Below are 3174 nucleotides of genomic sequence, written 5' to 3'. Positions count from 1 at the left end.
CTGAACCGGGCATCGGCTACCGCTACCAGCCGTGACCGTTCCGGAAGCGCGTCCAGGATCCGCTGCGCTCTGTTGAACGGACGCCTCCCTCAGTAGTACCGCCTGGTGGTTCTGCTTGGATGGGCGCCATGGCGAGCGCGGAGAGTCTTGGGTTGACGGTGCTGGTGCTGGCCGTGGTGGTGCTGCTGGCAGTGCTGTCGAACCGGGTCAGTGAGCGGCTGCGGATTCCCGCGCCGCTGCTGTTCCTGGTGGTCTCGGCGGCTGCCTCGGATGTCATGCCGGTGCTGAACCGGCGGGTTCCGGTGTCGCTGGTGGAGCCGGTGGTGACGGTGGCGCTGGTGGTGGTGCTGTTCGACGGTGGGATGGGGATCGGCTGGCGTCGTTTTCGCGGGTCGGTGGTGCCGATCGTCTCGCTGGGTGTGGTGGGGACCTTCCTCACCGCAGGTGTGTTGACGCTGGTGGCGCACGGGTTGTGCGGTCTGGGCTGGCGGACCTCGCTGGTGCTGGGAGCGGCGTTGTCGCCCACCGATCCGGCGGTGGTGTTCTCGGTGCTGGGGCGGCGCGAGATCACCGGGCGGACCGGGACGGTGCTGGAGGGGGAGTCGGGGGCCAACGACCCGGTCGGGATCGCGTTGATGCTGGCGCTGCTGGGGGCGAGCGGCAGCGTCGGGCAGCAGGCGGGCCAGGTGGTGGGGACGTTCGCGGTGCAGATGGCGGTGGGCACGGCGGTGGGTGTGGCCGGCGGGTTCGCGCTGCTGCGGTTCATGCAGAAGGTCTCGCTGCCGGCGGCGGGGCTGCACCCGGTGCGGGCGCTGGCTGGGGCGATGGCGGTGTACGGGATGGCGACGGTTGCGCACGGCTCGGGCTTCCTGGCGGTGCTCGTGGCGGGGATCCTGATCGGCGACGAGGGGATGCCCTACCGGCTTGAGATTCGGCAGGTCTCGGGTTCGCTGGCCAGCCTGGCGGAGATCGTGGTGTTCGTGGCGCTGGGCCTGACGGTGGGTCTGCGCGCGCTGGGGCAGGGCTGGGCGTGGCTGATCGGGTTGGTCCTCGCGGTGCTGCTGGCGTTGGTGGTGCGGCCATTGACGGTGGGTCCGCTGCTGCTGCCGGTGCGGATGCGGACGGGGGAGCGGGTCTTCATCGCCTGGGCCGGGTTGAAGGGTGCGGTGCCGATCCTGCTGGGAGCGTTCGCGATCACGGCGGGGGTGCCGGACGCCAGGCGGATCTACGAGGTGATCTTCGTGGTGGTGGCGTTCTCGGTCCTGGTCCAGGGCAGCACGGTGGCCTGGGCGGCGGCCCGGCTGGGGGTGCCGATGCGGACCAGCCCGCCCACCCCGTGGGCGCTGGGGGTGCGGCTTCCCCAGGAACCTGAGGGCGCGGGCCTGTGCACGGTGGAGCCGGGCTCCCCGGCGGACGGGGCCACCCTGGAGGATCTGGTCCTGAACGGGAACACCTGGGTCAGCGCCGCCCTGCGGGAGGGACAACTGCTGCCCATGGCCCCGGACACCGTGGTGCGCGCGGGCGACGACATCCTGGTGCTTTCCCGGCCCAAGGACTCCGACGGTGCCGACGCGTGAGCGGCTTGCGCTGTGGCTATTCGGTTCGCGGGTCGGGGGTGATCTCGACGAAGGGGATGTGGTCGTGGCCGATGCGGTACCAGTCCTCGGTGCTGCCGTCGGTGGTGAGGCCGCAGATCCGCATGAGGGTGCGGGCGGTGCGGGGGTGGAGCGGGGCGTAGGCGGCCATGGCGCGGCCGGACTCGTCGGGGGTCATCGGGCGGGCGGTGCCGGTCCAGTGGCGGCGGCCGGACTGCACGGTGACCTTCGGGGTGTGTTGGATGTTGCGGTACCACTGGGAGGCCGGTCCGAAGCCGGAGGCCAGGTGGACGGCGCCGGTGGCCGGGTCGGTGCCGGTGACCTCCAGTGCGGTCCGGCGGGGCAGGCCGCTGGTGCGCCCGGTATGGGTGAGCAGACAGATCCGTCGGCCCAGCAGCGGGCCCAGATGCCAGCGGTAGAGCTGGACGGGTGCGCGAGCGATCATGCGTCGCCAGCCGGCGGCCGGTGGCTGTGCGGGTGCGCGGCCGGTCATACCGCACCTCGGCGGGTGGGACCTTCGGCGTGGGTGCCGGCTGCCGGCGGAGGCGCCGGATGGGGGTGGATGCTCGCACTGTAGGCGGCGTCCAGGGCGGTGCAGCGGTCACCATGCCCGTGGATGCGGGTGATCAGGCCGCCGGTGAGGTGGAAGACGGTGTAGAGGCTCGTCGGTGATCCCTGCCCGCTGTCGTCCTTCGGCGGCCCCTCCGGGATCAGGCCGATGCCGAGCACGACGGCGTCGGGGTAGGTGAAGGTCTCCTCCACTGCCACCCGGCCACCGGGCTGGTGCAGGGCGGCGAGGCGGGCGAGAACCTCGGCGCGTCCGCGGCAGTCGGGTTGGCCGGCTTCGCGGCCGACCCAGTGCACGTCCGGGTGCAGGAGCGGGCTCAGCGGCAGTAGATCGACCTGGCTGAGAGCGGCGCGCAGGCGGGCGGTGACGGGTGCAGCTTTCACGGTTGTGCCTCCCGGTCGGGATGATGCTTCCATTGCAGTATGCAATGTTTGCACTAGGGTTGGAAGTGGGGGTGGGGAGAGGTTCGTCTTCGAAGCCTCGAGCGGGTAGAACTGCTGTCATGCACGATTCGCAGCCGCAGGACCTGGATGCGGCCAATGAGATGGTGGCCGCCGTGCTCACCGCGTCCCGGGTGCTGGTGGCGGTGTCCGCCCGTTCGCTGGCGGCGATCGAGGAGGCGCTGACCGTCCCTCAGTTCCGGATGCTGGTGGTGCTGGACACCGGGGGGCCGGTGAACCTGTCGGGGCTGGCCGAGCAGTTGGCGGTCAACCCCTCCACGGCGCTGCGGATGGTGGACCGGCTGTCCGCGGCCGGTATGGTCGAACGGACCCAGGACCCTGGCGACCGGCGCCTGGTAGTGCTCGCGGCCACTGCGGCGGGGCGTCAGGTGGTCCGTCAGGTCACCGAGCGCAGGCAGGCGGAGATCACCAGGATCGTCTCGGCGATGCCGGTCGACCACCGCGGCGCGATGATCGAGGCGCTGGAGGCGTTCGCACGTGCGGCGGGCGAGGAGCTGGTCGACCCTGCCGCCTACACGGGCCAAGGACTGCCCGGCTGGAGCTGAGGCGC

At 71.6% G+C, this 3174-nt stretch carries 4 protein-coding genes; 2 read left to right on the top strand and 2 right to left on the bottom strand.

The genetic code is table 11. The features are described 5' to 3' along the window. The first annotated feature begins 128 nt into the window (after positions 1 to 128). The gene (locus TR46_RS37560) at positions 129 to 1577 is read left to right on the top strand and encodes a potassium/proton antiporter (RefSeq protein ID WP_042411824.1); all 1449 of its coding nucleotides are present in this window, start codon (positions 129 to 131) and stop codon (positions 1575 to 1577) included. A gap of 16 nt (positions 1578 to 1593) precedes the next feature. Here the strand turns inward: TR46_RS37560 and TR46_RS37555 are convergent, their stop codons facing one another. Next, positions 1594 to 2040 (bottom strand): nitroreductase family deazaflavin-dependent oxidoreductase, encoded by a 447-nt coding sequence (locus TR46_RS37555; RefSeq protein WP_236655707.1) that lies wholly within the window; start codon positions 2038 to 2040, stop codon positions 1594 to 1596. A gap of 44 nt (positions 2041 to 2084) precedes the next feature. Then, the gene (locus TR46_RS37550) at positions 2085 to 2546 is read right to left on the bottom strand and encodes a nuclear transport factor 2 family protein (RefSeq protein ID WP_042411818.1); all 462 of its coding nucleotides are present in this window, start codon (positions 2544 to 2546) and stop codon (positions 2085 to 2087) included. Positions 2547 to 2665: 119 nt separating this feature from the next. On the opposite strand from TR46_RS37550, the gene TR46_RS37545 reads away from it, so the two are divergent. Then, a complete protein-coding gene (locus TR46_RS37545; protein ID WP_052433479.1) occupies positions 2666 to 3169 on the top strand; it encodes a MarR family winged helix-turn-helix transcriptional regulator in 504 nt (167 codons plus the stop codon). The last annotated feature ends 5 nt before the right edge of the window (positions 3170 to 3174 follow it).

It is taken from the genome of Streptacidiphilus carbonis, assembly GCF_000787775.1.
Taxonomy (GTDB): Bacteria; Actinomycetota; Actinomycetes; order Streptomycetales; family Streptomycetaceae; genus Streptacidiphilus; species Streptacidiphilus carbonis.
Note: the sequence above shows the minus strand (reverse complement) of the source record. Positions and strands in the feature narration are given on the sequence as shown.